Source organism: Paenibacillus sp. FSL H8-0079, from assembly GCF_037991315.1.
GTDB lineage: Bacteria > Bacillota > Bacilli > Paenibacillales > Paenibacillaceae > Paenibacillus.
Genome location: NZ_CP150300.1, coordinates 796,247 through 813,799, shown reverse-complemented (window position 1 = coordinate 813,799; position 17,553 = coordinate 796,247). Strand labels below are relative to the sequence as shown.

Here is a 17,553-nt window from a genome sequence, read left to right as displayed (position 1 = left end):
AATAACGCCTATCATTTTCTTAACTACGGGAGGTTCATATCTATGACATCATCGTTCCAATCTGCCAAACGTAAAGGCATACGCACCTTCATTACAGCCACCGCCATCCTCATGCTGCTCCAAACGGCTGTCACTCCATTATCCGGAGTCGCTGTTGCCGCTTCTTCCAGTACAGATACCAAAGTCACAACTGCCAGTTCAACAACGATATATAAAACATTTCAGTCCATGCTCTACAAAAAGAACGGCTTGCCTGCCGCGGATGCTTATCTCGAATCTCATATCAATCAAGTCACCACTCATCATGCAACTCTGATGGTCTTACAACTGGAGAATGCACGCAATAAGGCGTTAACAGCCATGACGGACCGTCTACTGGTGCCTAATGTTCAAGACAAGATGATCAAGGCCTACAAGTGGAATGACAGCTTCACCCAACTGATGAGCCGCACCAATGACACCAGTCTGCGTGCACTGCTCCAGCAAGCAAGGGATAGCGGTTATCGCCTGGTCATGCTGGAAGGCTCCCTCTATCCGATCATGAATTATATGGCTTTTCAGAAATATATCTCGTACGTGAAACCGGACATCAAACAATACATCAATATTATGGCAGTCGAAACCAGTAACCTTGCCGCAGATGATGGTGCACTGGTCGTTGGCTATCAGGAAATACTCAATCGCGCTATGAATCAGGAACGATTCCTGAACGAATATCCGAAGTCCAATCGGGTAAAACAAGTGAACAACCTGATGAATAACTATACCTTGTATACGTTTTATGGCCTGAATAATACGCCTCTATTTGACTATGAAACGAATAAAATGACTGCCAATGCCCAGAAAGGTTACAAAGCTGTCTTACAACGTAACGCATCCGAAGATAGTGCTTTCCTGACCAAACTCGAAAAGTTCATGGATATCGTCACCGAAGCCAAATTCGAGAAAACAGCTGCTGTGGAGAAATGGCTGGAGCAGAATGTGCCGGCCATCGATTATGCGAATTATTGAGTTAGTCCGTTCGCAGGGTTACTATCCGGGCCAAGACTCTGGCTCAATTCCAACAGAAAACCACAACAAAAACCGCCACAGGATTCACCCTGTGACGGTTTATTCTTGTTTCTATAGTCAGAAAAACTGTCTTAACCCGTCAGCTCCCTACCTATTGAATCGGTTTGACCATATGATTATACTCATGTCCTGCGATGACAATCACATCGTCTTTGACATATCCCTGCCGTTCGTACAGCATTAGCGCACGGCCGTTGTCCCGTTCTACAATCAGGGATACCTGTGAGTGACCCAGATCTCTGCCCTGCTCCTCAAAAGCAGCCATCAGTGCCCGGCCGATGCCCTGCCCCTGATAAGCTTCACTTACCGAGAGAGTATCCAGATAATACTCACCAGGACGGGTTTCTTTGACCAAAGTATACTTCTCATCCTGATTTCGTCCAGGACGATTCAGAATCGGCTGATCCAGAAGATCTGCTTCACCGCCATCATAGGCTACTAGAATCCCTGCGATTAGCCCAGCCTGCTCCATCACTGTCACATGACGATAGCTAATCCGGTTGTCTTCCTGCACATATAGCTCCTGCAAAATCTGCATCGCCTTCTCATGATCCGCCTCACCCGCAAGCGCATATGCAATATCCCCTATCGCCTGATACAGTAACGGAATGACCTGATCTGCATCTTCTATGCGCGCAGGTCTGATCAGAGGAGATGTTTCTTGGTGATCTGATTGCATACTGGAATGATTCATCAGATTAACATGTTGAACAGATTGAGATTTTTGTTCAGCTCGGTATAGGCGATACCTTTGCGGTTCATACGTTCAATGAGCGGTTGGTAATCTTCCTTGTACATCAGCTCGATGCCCACCAATGCAGGGCCATTTTCCTTATCATGCTTTTTCGTATATTCAAATCGCGTGATATCATCGTTCTTCCCTAGAACTTCCTCCAAGAATTCACGTAAAGCTCCTGCACGCTGCGGGAAATTAACCATGAAATAATATTTCAGACCTTCATAGATCAGGGAACGTTCCTTGATCTCTTGCATCCGGTCAATATCGTTGTTCCCGCCGCTAATTACGCAGACCACCGTCTTGCCCACAATTTGGTCACGATACTGCTCAAGCGCCGCAACAGCCAAGGAACCGGCAGGCTCGACAACGATCGCATTTTCATTATATAGCTCCAGAATGGTTGTGCAGGCTTTGCCTTCTGGCACTTTCACAATGTCATCCAGTGCGCTGCTGCAGATCTCAAAGGTCAGATCACCAACCCGTTTCACCGCTGCGCCATCCACGAATTTATCAATATCATCCAGCGTAACAACCTGTTTACGGAACATCGCCTCACTCATGGAAGCTGCCCCAAGTGGCTCAACACCGATGATGCGTGTCTCCGGACTCACGGTCTTCATATAGGTTCCCACGCCGGCTGCCAACCCACCGCCACCAATCGTAACGAACACATAGTCGGCATTCTCATCGAGACTTTCCATGATTTCCATCGCTACCGTACCATTACCTGCAATAATCTTCGGTTGATCAAAAGGATGGATGAACGTCATACCCTGTTCGTCACATGCACGCATTGCTTCTGCGTATGCATCGTCATACGTATCCCCGATCAGCACTACTTCAACGTTGCTGCCGCCAAAGCGTCGCACCTGCTTCACCTTCTGATTTGGCGTTGTACTCGGCATGAAGATTTTGCCGTTAATTCCGAGCGCATTACAGCTAAAAGCGACACCCTGAGCATGGTTGCCCGCACTTGCACAGACAATACCCTTCTCCATCTCGGCTGGTGTCAGACTGCGAATCATATTATAGGCGCCCCGAATTTTGAACGAGCGCACCACTTGAAGGTCTTCCCTTTTCAGATACACATTACAGTTATATTTGGCCGACAGTACAGCATCCCGCTGTAACGGCGTTCTTACAATGACCTCACGCAGCACATGATGTGCGCGCACGATATCTTCCATGCCAACACTGGCACGACCGGGACTTGTGGTTCCCGTTGGTTCTTGTTCAACTGGTTTCATGTTGTCTCCACACTCCGCTTTTATGGTCTATATAAGTTGAACTAAATTTTATTTACACTGACACTACGATGACAGAATAACCCTCCAATCGCTGTTATCCCCAGATTTTTTCGATTCCCTTTTCTCAAGGGAAAAATCCGGTGATAGCGTATGCTTCCGATGCAGCTTTCTTTCAGAAAGCTTTTAGACGAACGCTTCGCTTTTTCAGGTTCTTTCTGTCCTCTCCGTTATCGTGTAAATCATTAATTCAACTTATCTAGCAATGTCGCGCACTGCTTTTCTTTGTATTGTATCACTTTTGTTCTGTTCTTGCGCCTGAGCTCACATCATTTATCATTCGTACAATTTCATCAATAATAACCTGTGGGTCTGTAAACATAACCATATGTCCCGATTGATCCGCCCCAATCCATCTCGCATTGGACAGCAGGCTCACCGTCTGGCGATGCGCCGTGATGAGGGCCGGCCTGATTTTCCCCTCTCCCTTGCCCGGTTTCGTACCCGAGATCACGCTGACTTCCAGATCCCCCAGAGCTGGGGGATGTTCCAGCAGCCCTGCCATGTCATCCAGAAATGTTTTGCCTTCTGCAAGCATTGTGCTGGCAGCTCGTACAGTGAAATCCTCCTTGAGGTGATCCGCTGCCACATCGTCAGGCTGAATGCTTCCCGCTTTGCTGCCGAGCAACTTATATAAGCCCGTACGCGCCATGATTGGAATAATGAAACCGTTAATGGCAAAACTCTTTTTAGTAAGCTTGGAGAAATACATTTCGCAATGCTCGTCTGATGGATCTACCAGGATAATGCCACGTAATCGAGATAGATGTGCAGCCGCCGCAGCCCGTACAATCGGACCTCCCCAGCTATGTCCAACCAGAATGAATGGGCCCGAGCCCAGCGCTGTCAGCAGTTCCCCAAGATCCCCTGCAATGCGTTGAAGGCTGCGGGGAGACGAGTCGATATCACTTCGCCCCGCCCCTGCCCTGTCATACACGACAGCACGTGCATGCTCAGCAATGGCTGGTGCTACCAGTCCCCAGTTGGATCTGGAGGCGCCCATACCGGATTCAAATACAACCGTCAGTTCCCCTGTTCCCCTAGACATATAATGTAGTTTGCGACCATCGCGGGTCTGAACAAACGCACTTGAACCAAACGTATGTGAGCTAGGATTAGGATCCATGTTCCCCTCCTGATTACAAGCATAGTCATCTTTCACCGAATCTAATTGAAAATGATTATCAATTACTTCATTATAGAATAATCCATGCTATACGACAACCATATTGCTTCATCTAGTTACAGCAGTCCTGTCTCCTCTGTCACGTTGCAAGGATCATCCCTATCCCACAGTTTCGGTAACCCTCTTTTTTCCTTATACAAAAAGAAAACCCGATCCATGATCGGATCGGGTAACTGTACCAGCCACTAAACGGCTGGCCCTCATATACACCTTCTTGTTGCTTCGTGCGCAGTGCCTGCACGGATTGCACATTCGTTTAATCCAAGGAAGGACAAATCTCGGTTTAAGGCCGCTGCCCCTTATTCCCGAATACCATGATCCTTGTTGTTCAGCTGCCCCAGAAGCTCATTCATCGCTTCTTCCGTCATGGCCCCACCGCTAAACGCAACCAGTGCACGCAGCGGCATATATTTCATCATCGCATCCATCATATCCGCGTGATCCCCAGCATCATCACCGCCAAATCCACTAGCCTCCTGGAATTGCTGCAAAGCCTGTTCCAGCAGCTGTTTATGGGCCGGATCACGCTGGATATCACCCAATGTACTATTACGCGTATAGGTTGGAAGGAATGTCGCTGTAGACTCTACATTCACACGTGTGTGAACATGAATGTCCCGTGAGGAACTGCCGACCTGAATCTCGAACTCACCGGTCTCCACATGCCAGTCCTTCATATCCACGTTGTAATAGGCGAATGAACGCTTGTTTAGTGTAAAGCTCACCACTTCGGATTCGCCAGGTTCCAGAGCTACTTTGACAAAAGCTTTCAGTTCTTTGACTGGACGAATAACTGTGCTCTCTACGTCGCTGACATACAGCTGTACGATCTCCTTGCCAGCAATGTCTCCGGTATTGGTAACCCGAACATGCACATTCACTTCATCCTGATCGGTCAGTTCTGTGCGATCTACCTTCAGATCAGCATATTCAAATGTCGTATAACTCAGTCCATAGCCAAACGGGAACAGTGGCTCCAGCTCTTTTTTGTCATAATAGCGGTAACCAACAAAGATGCCTTCACGGTAATCAACACGATCCCCTTCACCAGGGAAATTCAAATAAGATGGATTATGGCTGAGCTTGGCAGGGAATGTCTCTGCCAGTTTACCGGATGGATTCACCTCTCCATACAACAGATCAGCTATCGCTCCACCAACGGCCTGTCCACCAAGATAAGCTTCAAGCACCGCTTGTACCTGGGGTAGCCAAGGCATCTCCACTGGAGATCCGTTGCTCAGAACTACGACCACACGTGATTGAACCTTGGCAATCTCTTCGATCAACCGAATATGATTGTCAGGCAGACGCAGATGGGCACGATCATATCCTTCCGATTCATAACGATCGGGCAATCCGACGAATACCACAGCGGTATCCGCTGACTGTGCTGCCTGTACAGCCTCATGCATCAATGTCTCATCCACATCATCTGCTTCAATCCGATAACCTGGGGCATACGAGAAGGTTACACCTTCTCCAGCTACCTGCGTCATCTCTTCCACAATATCATCCACTTTGGTCGGATTAATGTGGGAACTGCCGCCGCCCTGGAAGCGAGGTTTGCGCGCAAATGCCCCGATTAATGCCACTTCGCCTTCACGCCTCAGCGGCAGGAGACCTTCTTCATTTTTCAACAAAACCATACTCTCGGCTGCTACCTTGCGCGCAAGTTGGTGATGCTCATCCTTGTTATATGTAGCCCCTTCTTGCTTTTGATCAACGGCATTGAAGATCAGCTTAAGTAGACGCTCCACTGCCCGATCCAGCTTGTCCAACGGCAGTTGTCCGCTCTCTACGGCATCGATCACTTTACGCTCACCGATTCCACCGCTTGTTGGCATCTCCAGTTCCAGTCCTGCTGCAAGGGCGTCTGCACGTTCATTGACCGCACCCCAGTCTGATACCACAAGACCTTCGTGACCCCATTCGTCTTTCAGGATATCCGTAAGCAACCATTCATTCTCACCTGCATACGTACCGTTCACCTTGTTGTAGGAACACATCACCGTCCACGGCTGTCCATCCTTCACCGCACCTTCGAAGCTCGCCAGATAAATCTCGCGCAGCGTCCGTTCATCTACTACCGCATCAATCGACATGCGCCGTTCTTCCTGATTATTGACTGCAAAGTGTTTGAGAGATGTACCCACACCCTGACTCTGCACACCCTGAATATGACCGGTAGCCATCTGCGTGGATAACAACGGATCTTCGGAAAAGTATTCAAAATTACGCCCGCCCAGCGGGGAACGTTTAATATTCACACCCGGCCCAAGCAGTACCGCTACATCCTCGGCCTGACATTCCTCACCCAAGGCCACTCCGACCTGACGCGCCAGTTCCTTGTCCCATGAACTAGCCAATCCTGCCGCAGACGGGAAACAGGTTGCAGGCACGCTCGACGTTAGACCCAGATGATCTGCACTCCCATCCTGCTTGCGCAACCCATGAGGTCCGTCCGTCACCATGATGGATGGAATGCCAAGACGCTCCACCCCTTTCAAATGCCAAAAGTCCAGTCCCGAGCACATACCCGCTTTTTCTTCCAGTGTCATCCGCTGTACCAGTTCCTTGATGTTACGTTCCACATTAACCCCTCCAGTTCATGATGTTGATGCATAGCTATATCACTAAGCATACAAGGTTATCTACCACACATTCAAATGTTTACCCGGTTAGTAACGGTTACATAACACCAGTAAATCATTTCCTCTTCCTGACGATGACTAAATAAAAAGGAAAAACAGCCCGATCTTCACGATCAGGCTGTCTCTATACGTTTCATATCTTACGCCTGTGTCTTAAACCAAGCTGCCGCAGCTTCTGCCTCGGTACGAGTCAACTGATGACCCTGACGCTCCCAATGCGTGTTTACATCGGCACCTGCACCGCTCAGCAACGAAGCAAGTTCCTCGGTTTCACGTCTTGGTACAATCGGATCGTTCTCGCCCGCACCAATGAACACAGGCAGACCTTTCAGATCCGGCAGTTCGAGTCCGCGCAGCGGTACCATCGGATGATGCAGAATTGCACCTTTGAATACATCCGCTTGATGGAAGATCAGGCTCGCCGCAATGTTGGCACCATTCGAGTAACCCAGTGCATACACGTTGGAACGGTCGAATCCATATTCCACCGCAGCTGCATCTACAAAAGATCCCAACTCCGCCGTACGAGCAATCAGATCCTCTTCATCAAAAATACCTTCGGCCAGGCGGCGGAAGAAACGGGGCATCCCGTTCTCCGATACGTTACCCCGCACCCCAAGTATGCCCGCTCCCGGTGCGATCATCTCCGCCAGACCTACCAGATCATTCTCGGTTCCGCCTGTGCCGTGAAGCAACAGAATCGTTGGAGCATCCGGCTGAGCACCTGCTTTATAGATATGTTTCATTGTATTGGTTGTGGTCATGATTTGGACTCTCCTTTCCATTCACGTACTTCAATTCGTGGCAACAATTGTTCAATCTGCTCACGCTGTGGTTCATACCATTCAGGCAACATCAGTTTCTCGCCCATGCTCTCTGCTGGTTCATCCCGTGCAAATCCCGGAGGATCCGTAGCCAATTCGAACAGTATGCCTCCCGGCTCCCGGAAATACACAGCGTTGAAGTATTGACGGTCAATGACTGGCGTTGGATGATACCCGGATTGTTCAAGATCCTGCTGAATTTGTTCATGCTCCACGTAATCTTTGGCACGCCATGCTATATGGTGAACCGTTCCGGCTCCGCCAATCCCGCGTTGGATACCTGTAGACTGAATGTCGATGATCTGGCCAATATCGCCGCTTGCCTGAAGACGAAGGAGTCCGTCCTCTTCGCCAACCTGCTCCAGACCCAGTTTGCTCACCAATACGTCCATGGTTTTCTCAGGAACATGACTGAACAATACGGCACCGCCGAACCCTTTGATGGCATGCTCTGGTGTTACACCGTTGAAAGACCATTTGCTTGGCTGACCACCTTCGCGCTCAACCAGTTCAAGCAGCAGACCGCCTTTGTCGAAGAAACGAATGTACTGCTCACCGAATCTCGTTTTATTTTCATATGGAATATCGAAGGAAGCAAGACGTTCTTTCCAGAAAGGCAGGCTGCCCACAGGAACCGCATATACCGTAACTCCAGTCTGACCTGAACCAATGACACCTCTTCTTGAATTCTGCTGTGGGAAAAAGGTGATAATTGTGCCCGGTGCACCCTGCTCGTTTCCGTAATACAAGTGATACACGTCTGGTGCATCAAAGTTAATGGTTTTTTTCACCAGTCTGAGCGCCAACACACCTGCATAAAAATCAACGTTTTTCTGTGCATCGTCTACAAAAGCTGTAATATGATGAATTCCTGAAGTTCTGAACATAATCTCCACTCCCTTGGTTTATTTACACAGACACTACGATGACAGAATAACCTTCCAATCGCTGTTATCCCCAGATTTTTTTGATTTCTTTTCCTAAGGGAAAATCCGGGGATAAAGGCGAACGCTTCGCTTTTTCAAGTTTTTTCTGTCCTCTTCGTTACGTGTAAGTTATTAGTTCGACTTATTTTGCTTCTTTTATTTATTTCGTTTTGGTTATTTATCTTTAAATTAAGATTCTTTAAATTTATATTAATCCATTGAACCATGATATGCAAGCTTTTATTTTAAAATTAAGATTTTATAACAAAAACAGGCCCCGATCACATCGGGAGCCTGCTTATCGTTAGAACGATTACGTTGCTTCGTTAATCGTGTATTACCTTTGTATCAATACTTCTTAAACCAATTTCATTCTTTTTGGTGGATTCACCAAATCCTTGTGCTCATATTCATCCTTGATATCGCCGACAATCTCTTCAAGGATATCCTCCATCGTAACCATACCTACCGTAGCACCTGCTTCGTTTTTCACGGTTGCAATGTGTACACGGCTTTGCTGCATCTGGATCAGCACATCCTTAATTGGAGAACGCTCGGAGAAACTCGGCGTATTATGAACAAATGTCTCCATATTGAAGGCGCGGCCCGCAGCCACACTGGTCAGCATTTCTTTCGTATTAATAAAGCCAACAAAATGAGCCTGATCCCCATTCGCAATAACAGGGTATCTCGTGTATTCGTGTCGATTCAGCATCTCAATGATCTGATCAAGCGGCATTTCTTTATTCAACGTAACGATTTTATCTCTTGGAATCATAATCTCCTGAAGCAGACGCTCATCAAAAGCAAAAATGTTTTTGAGATAGTCTAGCTCCGTCTGGTTGATCTCGCCACTCTCATAGCTCTGTGCCATAATCAGCTTCAGCTCTTCTTCGGAGTGAACGGTATCGTGCCCAGCAGGTTTTACACCAAATATGCCAAGCAACAGACGAGCAGCTCCATTCAAAGCATAGATGAACGGATTCATGATTTTACCGAACCAGTACAGTGGTGGTGCCAGCAACAACGTCATTCTCTCTGCAAACTGGATCGCCAGTGTTTTCGGTGCCAACTCACCAATAACCACGTGCAGGAACGTAATGATTGCCAGAGCGATACCGTAGGAAAGCACAGTAGATAACGCCGCTGGTACTTCCAATCGCTCAAACAGCGGATGCAGCATTTTCTCAACGGTAGGTTCACCCAGTGCTCCCAATACCAGCGCCGTGATGGTAATCCCCAATTGACATGCAGACAGATAATAATCCAGGTTGTACGCCACTTTTTTGGCCAGTACTGCCTTTTTGTTGCCTTCCGAGATCAATTGATCGATTCGGGACATCCGTACTTTAAGAATTGCAAATTCAGCTCCAACGAAAAAGGCTGTCAGGCCGATAAATACGGCTACTAAAAATAAATTCAAGGCTATTATTCCGTCCAATGATTTCCCTCAGGTTGAGGGATTCACCTCCAAGTAAAATTTATATTAAGGTTGCTCAGACCACTCCGATGACAGAATAACCTTCCGACCGCTGTTATCCCCAGATTTTTTTATTCCTTATATAAAAGGGGAAAATCCGGGGATAAAGGCGGACGCTTCGCTTCTTCAGTCTATTCTGTCCTCTACGTTATCGCAAAAACATTTAAAATTTTTAAAAGATTTTCGGGCAAGATCACGCCAGATCGCTTGTAGCTTCCTCAACCTGCGCGCCGCTCACTCGTTCCAGAAGAACTTGCTTGATGTGATAATTTTCGGTATCGACAACGGTCCAGACATAATCACCGTGTTCTACCGTGTCACCTTTTTCCACACCTACACCCTTCTGGTACTGAATCCATCCGGCAACGGTATCCATCTCTTCATTACCTTCAAAGATAAGCCCGAACTGCCGCTCCACTTCATCCAAAAGTACCCGGCCATTAATGAGATACTGATTTTCTCCGGTTTCCTGGATATCAGCCACCTCATCGGCATCGAATTCATCACGAATCTCACCAACTAGCTCCTCCAGAATATCCTCCATCGTAATGATTCCCGAAGTACCACCGTATTCATCTACGACCACGGCCATGTGTACACGTTCCTGCTGCATTTTAATCATCGCATCCTGGATACTTGTAACTTCGGAAACGAACGGAATTTCACGAACGAATTCGCTCAGTTGATATGCTCTTGCGGCAACCATGTCAGGCAAAATCTTTTTCACATTCACGACGCCGATAATGCGGTCCTTGTCCCCATCCTCGATGACAGGGTAACGTGAATAGTTATGTTCATCCAATATAGGAATAATATCGTCATAGGTCATATACTGATTCAAAGTCACCAGTTCCGTACGCGGCACCATGATGTCTTTGGCGTCACGTTCATCGAACACAAATACATTTTCCAGATATGAAAGCTTGGTCTTGTTGTTCTCGTCCCCTTCATAACTCTGGTTCATGATGATTTTGATCTCATCCTCCGAGTAGGCTTGATCATGTTCTGCAGGCTTCACACCGAATCCTCGCAGAAGAACACGTGAAGTTCCATTAAGCGCCCAGATGAACGGATACATGATTTTACCAAACCAGTATAGGGATGGGGAGAGCATCAACGTCAGTTTTTCCGAAAACTGAATCGCCAGCGTTTTGGGTGCCATCTCACCAATAACCACATGCAAAAACGTGACGAGTATAAAGGCGATTGCATAGGAAGCAATCGACGAGATTGAAGCAGGTACGTCTAAATAATTGAATACCGGATATAACAATCTCTCAACCGTCGGTTTTCCGAGCGCTCCCAGTCCTAGTGCAGTGACTGTAATACCGAGCTGACAGGCTGACAGATAATAATCCAGGTCCGAGACAACTTTTTTGGCTAGTACAGCCTTTTTATTGCCTTCCGCGACCAGTTGATCCACTCTTGATGTACGAATTTTGACTACAGCAAACTCTGATGCTACGAAAAATGCAGTCAATGCAATCAAGATAATAAGTAATGCGATATTCAATATGGTAATTATGTCCAATGATTTCCCCGGTTCTCAGGGATTCACCTCCAGAGATAGTTACAGCGTGATCCGTTAACTGTGTTAACCATTCAGCTGTTAGTCTTTCAACACGACGTCTGCCTTATATAAAATCGATTTCAATGATAACTTTTGTATAAGTCTTACGTTTGACCTTGTAAAATTACAAAACAGGAATTCAAGATGAAGTCAATGACTTGCAGAAACTTCTCCATTCAAATCGGGTTACCCCTCATGCTGTCAATTGTTCCTCGCTTAACTCCACCTAGATTCGCCATTTGGACAATTTACAATATCGCCTACCCAATAGATATCCACCTCCCCTCGTACTCATTCCTGTTTCCGAAAAGTATACCATGTTTCCCGCTCAACCATCCAGTTGCACGTTATGGTTTGGAACAAGGTTACAGTATAATGTTCACAAATTAGTCTTTATGTATGTTAGTTACTTTATATAATATGTTTGGTATTACCTTATAATGTGATAATCTTCACATGTCTAGTATAGTCCAATTTATAAAAATACTACCCTTTAGTTTAGGGCATTAAACATGCGTGATCACCCTGATTTATTCCTATTTTGCTTCTTTCCCCTAGCTTTCTCGTATGGACAAGTCCGGCAGTTTACACAAGATACATCTATATACGCAGCGAAGAGCCCGCAGGATGCAAATACCTTTCCGGTATACATCTTTACGGGCTCCTGTATTCATTCTATACGAGTGCTTTGGCAGCAATGTCTGTCCGCTGATGTTTACCATCAAACCGGATACGCTCCGCCTGTGCATAGGCTTTGTTTCTAGCTTCGGCAATATCCGCACCAAGGCCAACTACGCCCAGGATTCGTCCACCATTCGTAACCCAGTCTCCCGCTTCACTACGCGCTGTACCTGCGTGGAATACCAAGGCGTCATCTACTTGGTCCAGTCCTTCAATGACTACACCTTTGGCATAAGGCCCCGGATAACCTCCTGAAGCAAGCACTACACATACCGCGGCTTCATCGCTCCATTCAATCTCAATGTCCGCCAGTTTGCCATGAACAGTTGCCCAGAAGATATCAAACAAGTCGCTCTTCAGACGTGGCAATACAACCTGTGTCTCGGGATCACCGAAACGTGCGTTGAACTCAATGGTTTTGGGTTTGCCATCTGGCGAGATCATCAGCCCGGCAAACAATACACCCTGGAACGGACGTCCCTCGGATACCATCGCTTTAGCCGTTGGTTTGATGATCGTCTCCACGGCTTCTTCAATAATCGATGCTGGGATATGTGGCAATGGTGAGTATGTACCCATACCGCCTGTGTTTGGCCCCTGATCATTGTCGAATACAGGTTTGTGATCCTGTGCCGCCGCCATCGGGCGAACCGTCTCCCCATCGACAAAAGCCAGAATGGACATTTCCTGACCTGCGAGGAATTCCTCGATGATGACTTTGGCTCCCGCTTCACCAAATACCTTCTCCACCATGATGGTACGCAGAGCCTGATCAGCCTCATCACGCGAATAAGCTACCGTCACACCTTTGCCCGCTGCCAGTCCATCTGCCTTGATGACAACTGGAATTGCTTGTTCATTCAGGTATGCTTGAGCCTGTTCGTAATTGTCGAATTTCTCATAGGCTGCGGTTGGAATGTTGTATTTGTGCAGCAGATCCTTCATGAACGTTTTACTTCCTTCGATCTCTGCTGCATTACGACGAGGTCCAAATACCGGAATACCTGTCGAATCAAATGCATCCACGATTCCATCCGCGAGCGGATCATCCGGACCAATAACCACCAGACCTACTTTAAGCTCTACAGCAAGAGCCGTTAGTTTATCGAATTCATTTACCGCAATGGCATGACACTCAGCGAGCTGAGCAATACCTGCATTTCCCGGTGCACAGTGAATCTTGTCTACCTTTGGACTCTTTGCCAGCGCCCAGATGATTGCATGCTCCCGGCCACCGCCGCCTACTACCAGAATATCCATTTGTTCTGTTCCCCTCCGTGCATAACTGAATTTGTTACGCTATCGCATGTTAAAAAACCTAAAAAAGAGGGGGTGTACCATAAGTCATAAGTATGACTGGCGACACCCCTTATTAAACCTTTTCGTTCTAGTGTTTGAAGTGACGAACGCCTGTGAAGACCATAGCAATTCCGTATTCATTGGCTACTTTGATGGATTCTTCATCTTTGATCGATCCACCCGGTTGAATCACTGCTGTAATTCCGGCTTTTGCTGCCAGTTCCAGCGTATCACCCATTGGGAAGAACGCATCGGATGCCAGAATAGCACCTTTTGCTTGCTCGCCAGCTTGCTCAATGGCAATTTTGGCTGCACCCACACGATTCATCTGTCCAGCGCCCACACCTACCGTCATGTCATTTGCTGCAAGTACAATCGCATTTGATTTCACGTGTTTAACTACTTTCCAGCCAAACAAGAGCTGTTTCAGTTCTTCTTCCGATGGCGCACGATCGGTTACCACGTTCAGCTCGCTCGCTTCAATGGAGTGAACATCGGACTGTTGCACGATCATGCCTCCGTCGATAGACGTTACCACGAATTGGCTCTCCCGTTTACGAGCAGCATTCAACTCACCCGTTTTGAGCAAACGAATGTTTTTCTTCTTCGTCAGGATATCGAGAGCTTCTTGTGTAAAGTCAGGAGCAAGTACGATTTCCAGGAAAATCTCGCTCAATTTGCCTGCTGTATCGCTATCGATTATGCGGTTTGCTGCCACAATGCCACCAAAGATAGATGTTGGATCTGCAGCATATGCTTTGCTGTAAGCTTCATAGATACTTACACCAATACCTACGCCGCATGGGTTCATATGTTTAACCGCGACAACGGCCGGTTCTTCAAACTCTTTGACAATCTGCAATGCTGCGTTCGCATCGTTGATGTTATTGTAAGACAACTCTTTGCCATGCAATTGCTCGGCTGTTGTCAACGTATCTTGAGCAGCCAACGGTTTGCGGTAGAATGCCGCCTGTTGGTGTGGATTTTCGCCGTAACGCAAATCCTGGAGTTTTTCGTAAGTAACCGTCAGACGCTCTGGCAACGGATCGCCATTTACGTTGGACAGGTAGTCGGAGATGAGTGCATCGTAAGCCGCCGTATGACGGAACACTTTTGCCGCAAGCCGTTTGCGAGTTTCGAGAGTGGTATCTCCATCGTTGCGCACTTCCTCCAGCACTTGGCTGTAATCAGATGCGTCTACAACGACACTGACAAAGGCATGGTTTTTGGCTGCCGAGCGAAGCATCGTTGGACCACCAATATCGATGTTCTCGATGGCATCTTCGTATGCCACGTCCGGTTTCGCAATAGTCTCTTGGAATGGATACAGGTTCACAACAACCAGATCGATATAGCCAAGACCGAGTTCTTCCATCTGGCGTGTGTGCTCTTCGTTATCACGTACAGCCAACAACCCACTATGAACTGCCGGATGCAATGTTTTGACACGTCCGTCCATGATTTCCGGAAATCCGGTCACATCCGAAATTCCGATAACAGGTACGCCTTCCTTCGACAACAGACTGCTTGTACCTCCTGTCGAAATAATCTCCACACCCATTTTCGACAGCTCGCGGCAAAAGTCCACGATGCCCGTTTTATCCGATACGCTAACCAGCGCTCTTTTGATACTCACAATATGCTCCTCCTTTAATGTCCCATGGCTTCGCGTTTCATGACGAAACACAGCCGATTTATTTCCCGAGAAATATCACAAAATGCGTACCAATATTCGACTTCTGTTATATAAGTGGAACCCAGATGTTTACACGGGACACTTCGATGACAGAATAACCTTCCAATCGCTGTTATCCCCAGATTTTTTGATTCCCTTTTCAAGGAAAATCCGGTGATAAAGGCGAAGCGTATGCTTCCGATGCAGCTTTCTTTCAGAAAGCTTTTAGCTTCGCTTTTTCAGGTTTTTTCTGTCCTCTCCGTTAATGTGTAAAAAAATTCAACTTATATCAAACCGGTTTGTTAACAGTAACATGACGTCCTTCTAACTGAACCAGACCTTGAGCGAACCAGGATACCACTTCAGGGTAAAGCTGCTGTTCGGCAGCATGTATGGAACGGCTGATTGATTCAGCAGTATCCCCTGGCAAAATAGGAACGGGATGCTGTGCAATAATCGGTCCGGTATCCATTCCTCCGTCCACAAAGTGCACCGTCACGCCCGTAACTTTCACACCATATTCCAATGCCTGTCCAATCGCATCCTTACCTGCAAATGCCGGTAGCAAGGACGGATGAATGTTAATCAACCGTCCTGCGTAACGATCTACCATAACGGAAGTCAGCAATCTCATATATCCCGCAAGAACGACCAAGTCGATCTTTTTGGATTCAAGAACTTCCACGATCTCTGCCTCATAGGCTTCACGTGAAGCATAATTTTTCGGAGTAAACAGGTGACAGTCCACGCCTGCGTCCTGTGCCCGCTGCACAACGCGTGCAGACGGTTTATCACATACGAGCAGATCTACGGATGCATCCAGCCCACCGTTTCGTACTGCATCGACCAATGACTGAAAGTTAGACCCTTCACCCGAGGCAAATACAGCTATGCGGTAGTTCGCCATTAAACATCCGCTCCCGTGAAGGTTACTCGCGCATCTCCTTCAGTAACACGGCCAATGATGTACGCTTCTTCACCAGATGCTTTCAGTTGTTGTAGCGCTTCCGTTGCATCTGCTTCATTAACGACCAGTACAAGCCCCACACCCATGTTAAATGTGGTGAACATGTCGCGGTTCGAGACAGCACCCTTTTCCTGTAACAGGTTGAAGATCGGCAGGATCGGCCAAGAGCCGTAGTCAATATCCACATTCACGTTGCTCGGCAACATACGTGGGATATTCTCGATGAAACCGCCACCTGTAATGTGAGCCATGCCTTTTACTTTTACCTTTTCCAGCAAAGATAACAGAGGTTTAACATAAATCTTCGTAGGTTCCAGCAGGGAATCACCCAGCTTACCGCCAAGTTCCGCTACTTCATCATGCAGATCAAGTCCCGCATCTTCCAACAAAAGTCTGCGTACCAGCGAGAATCCGTTACTATGCACACCGCTGGACGCAAGTCCAATCACTGTATCGCCAGGGGCGATGGTTGTACCATTGATGATCTTCGATTTGTCCACGATGCCCACCGTGAATCCGGCAATATCGTATTCGCCTTCACTGTACATGCCCGGCATCTCCGCCGTTTCGCCACCGATCAGCGCACAGCCAGACTGATGACAACCTTCAGCGATGCCCGAAACAATAGCTTCGATTTTCTCAGGAATGACTTTGTCACATGCCAGATAGTCAAGGAAGAAGAGTGGTTCTGCACCCTGTACCACAATGTCATTCACACACATCGCTACCGCGTCGATTCCGATGGTATCGTGACGGTCCATGGCAAATGCAATTTTCAGCTTGGTGCCTACGCCGTCTGTACCGGATACAAGCACCGGCTCATCGTATTTATCTTTGTTCAAACCGAACAGGGCACCGAATCCACCCAGATCCGTCATCACTTCCGGACGGAAGGTACGCTTCACGTGTTTTTTCATCCGTTCAACCGCTTCATTACCTGCCGCGATATCGACGCCGGCCTTTTTATATGCTTCAGACAAGTGGAATCATCTCCTTTTTTTTCGCCCCACCTAAATCCTCCCGCCCGGGAGGACCCCATAGGACCTTGGCAGGCCCTCTGGACACCCGCCAAAAAAGCGGTGCAGAGGTGGCTGGTGTGATCTTGCTATGGTTGATTCGTGCGTGATCTCGCGGGATTGTTCGCCGATTCCGTTGCCTGCAAGCCATCGGTCGGCGAACC

Annotated in this window: 13 protein-coding genes; 1 reads left to right on the top strand and 12 read right to left on the bottom strand. The window is 47.6% G+C overall.

What is annotated here, in order from left to right; genetic code table 11:
- The first annotated feature begins 42 nt into the window (after nt 1-42).
- Complete coding sequence (locus tag MHI06_RS03750; RefSeq protein ID WP_340400483.1) at nt 43-1,011, top strand: hypothetical protein; 969 nt, start codon at nt 43-45, stop codon at nt 1,009-1,011.
- Nucleotides 1,012-1,162: 151 nt separating this feature from the next.
- On the opposite strand, the gene MHI06_RS03745 is transcribed toward MHI06_RS03750, so the two are convergent.
- From MHI06_RS03745 to purM, 12 genes are all read right to left on the bottom strand, one after another.
- Nucleotides 1,163-1,750 (bottom strand): GNAT family N-acetyltransferase, encoded by a 588-nt coding sequence (locus MHI06_RS03745; protein WP_340400482.1) that lies wholly within the window; start codon nt 1,748-1,750, stop codon nt 1,163-1,165.
- Between the two features lie 14 nt (nt 1,751-1,764).
- Complete coding sequence (gene ilvA / locus MHI06_RS03740) at nt 1,765-3,057, bottom strand: threonine ammonia-lyase IlvA (RefSeq protein WP_340400481.1); 1,293 nt, start codon at nt 3,055-3,057, stop codon at nt 1,765-1,767.
- A gap of 292 nt (nt 3,058-3,349) precedes the next feature.
- Nucleotides 3,350-4,240, bottom strand: coding sequence for an alpha/beta hydrolase (locus MHI06_RS03735; RefSeq protein WP_340400480.1), 891 nt, complete (start codon nt 4,238-4,240; stop codon nt 3,350-3,352).
- Nucleotides 4,241-4,599: 359 nt separating this feature from the next.
- On the bottom strand, nt 4,600-6,891 hold the full coding sequence (locus MHI06_RS03730) for a glycoside hydrolase family 3 C-terminal domain-containing protein (RefSeq protein ID WP_340400478.1): 2,292 nt from the start codon (nt 6,889-6,891) through the stop codon (nt 4,600-4,602).
- 200 nt (nt 6,892-7,091) lie between these two features.
- Nucleotides 7,092-7,697 carry an alpha/beta hydrolase gene (locus MHI06_RS03725; RefSeq protein WP_340402046.1) on the bottom strand — a complete coding sequence of 202 codons (606 nt, stop codon included), beginning with the start codon at nt 7,695-7,697 and terminating at the stop codon, nt 7,092-7,094.
- A 14-nt stretch (nt 7,698-7,711) separates the two neighbouring features.
- A complete protein-coding gene (locus tag MHI06_RS03720; protein ID WP_153028258.1) occupies nt 7,712-8,665 on the bottom strand; it encodes a ring-cleaving dioxygenase in 954 nt (317 codons plus the stop codon).
- Between the two features lie 394 nt (nt 8,666-9,059).
- Nucleotides 9,060-10,142: a hemolysin family protein gene (locus tag MHI06_RS03715; protein WP_340400476.1), complete on the bottom strand. Its 1,083-nt coding sequence runs from the start codon at nt 10,140-10,142 to the stop codon at nt 9,060-9,062.
- Nucleotides 10,143-10,374: 232 nt separating this feature from the next.
- Complete coding sequence (locus tag MHI06_RS03710) at nt 10,375-11,712, bottom strand: hemolysin family protein (RefSeq protein ID WP_169482949.1); 1,338 nt, start codon at nt 11,710-11,712, stop codon at nt 10,375-10,377.
- A 714-nt stretch (nt 11,713-12,426) separates the two neighbouring features.
- A complete protein-coding gene (gene purD / locus MHI06_RS03705) occupies nt 12,427-13,692 on the bottom strand; it encodes a phosphoribosylamine--glycine ligase (protein ID WP_340400475.1) in 1,266 nt (421 codons plus the stop codon).
- Nucleotides 13,693-13,819: 127 nt separating this feature from the next.
- Nucleotides 13,820-15,367 (bottom strand): bifunctional phosphoribosylaminoimidazolecarboxamide formyltransferase/IMP cyclohydrolase, encoded by a 1,548-nt coding sequence (purH, locus tag MHI06_RS03700; protein WP_340400474.1) that lies wholly within the window; start codon nt 15,365-15,367, stop codon nt 13,820-13,822.
- Nucleotides 15,368-15,695: 328 nt separating this feature from the next.
- Complete coding sequence (gene purN, locus MHI06_RS03695; protein ID WP_340400473.1) at nt 15,696-16,313, bottom strand: phosphoribosylglycinamide formyltransferase; 618 nt, start codon at nt 16,311-16,313, stop codon at nt 15,696-15,698.
- Nucleotides 16,313-17,353: a phosphoribosylformylglycinamidine cyclo-ligase gene (gene purM, locus MHI06_RS03690; RefSeq protein ID WP_340400472.1), complete on the bottom strand. Its 1,041-nt coding sequence runs from the start codon at nt 17,351-17,353 to the stop codon at nt 16,313-16,315. Before purM ends, purN begins: the two co-directional genes overlap by 1 nt.
- Nucleotides 17,354-17,553: the final 200 nt, after the last annotated feature.